The organism is Candidatus Frankia nodulisporulans (genome assembly GCF_902806475.1).
Lineage (GTDB): Bacteria > Actinomycetota > Actinomycetes > Frankiales > Frankiaceae > Frankia > Frankia umida.
Map to the genome: position 1 here is coordinate 1 of NZ_CADCWS010000472.1, position 1452 is coordinate 1452.

Genomic DNA, 1452 nt, shown 5'->3' on the forward strand with positions numbered 1-1452 from the left:
GGCGTTGCATCGGCCGATTCCGCATGCTCCAGAGCAGTTCACGTATGCCTGGAACAACGGCGGGCATCTGATCACCGGCCAGGGAAACAACACGTGGTACCGGTTCGATGCGCAGGGCGGGCTGGCCGCACGGCGAACCGACGCCCTTGGTCTGAACGGGATGCCGGACGGAACGGTGGAGATCGACCTGATTGCGGGCGCCGGCCGCCACGTGAACGCGGGCGGCCTGCAACGGGACTGGAACACGCTGAGCGTCGAGCCCAACGGCGGCAACATCCGGCTTGGCAATGCGATGGGCGAAAGGCAGCACATCGCCCCCAACGGCCGGATCGTGGAGGAGCTCGTCGCGCCGCGGGACGGGCACGGGAATCCCGGCCTGACCCGGATCCACGCCCAGCCGGACGGCATGGGCAACATCACGGTGCGTCTGCTGTACGGGGACACCGTGGTGCCGAACACCCGCGTCGACCTGGAAGGCACCGGCTACCGCGTCGTCGACACCAGCGTGACCGAGCACGCCGATTACTGGAGGACCTTCGGCCCGGACGGGTCCCTGCGGTCGGAGAAGATTTCCTACCTGCTCCGTGACGGCAGTGCCGATGGCACCTATCTGCAGATCGACTATGCCGGGAACACCTGGACCTGGATGGAGGTCCGGGCCGCCCAGGATATCCGGCGCGCGGGCCAGGCCCAGGCGATCCCGCATGGACAGCAGGGCCTGCATGGCTACAACAGCGGCGGCAGCGTGACGGTGAAGGCGAACGGCGACCTCCAGCTCGTCGGCGCCGACCGGACGCCGTTCTACTGGCGGGAGCGCCTCGGGCCCGGCACCGACGGTCAACGTCCCATCCTGGAGATCTTCCGCGGCAGCGGGGGCGGGCGGTACTGGCACCAGTGGTCCGCAACAGCCGGCGACCAGCTCGGCGCCCACGTCGCCCGGGGAAGCCGGACCTTCGAGGATCTTCCGGAGGGCCGTCTGTGGAAGGACTACCGGCACGGCACGCTGTGGGATCCGGCGGTCCGGGAGTACCGAACGGCCGCCGACAAGGGGATGATTCGGGCCGAACGCCAGCCCGACGGGTCGTGGCGGTGGTACCGCTACAACGAGCGCGGTGCGCTCACGCTCACCGGTCTGCGTGATCATCTGAGCTGGGGGCGGGGCTGGCGGGACATTCCCTCGGCCCGGAACGCGGGTGCGGTGGCGCAACGGTACTGGTCCGCATTCAACTTCTTTCCTGACGCCCTGCACTACCGGGAGCACGCCGTCAGCGGTGTGAACGGCGGGGGCTTCCGGGCGAGCGACGCCTACAAGGAGTTCTCGCCGCAGATCAAGGACACCGGTACCCGCGAGATTCTCCAGAACAACCACACACTGGAAACCGTGCGGTGGGCCGAGCAGCGACCGCCGCAGCTGCTCTGGAAAAACCTGGGCACGGTCGACTTCCACACGTC

1 protein-coding gene is annotated in these 1452 nt (G+C 68.4%); it reads left to right on the forward strand.

Annotated features, from left to right (window positions below; all coding sequences use genetic code 11):
• Nucleotides 1–1452 (forward strand): hypothetical protein (locus G6R24_RS20900; protein ID WP_163550828.1); only part of this gene is annotated, 1452 nt, incomplete at both ends.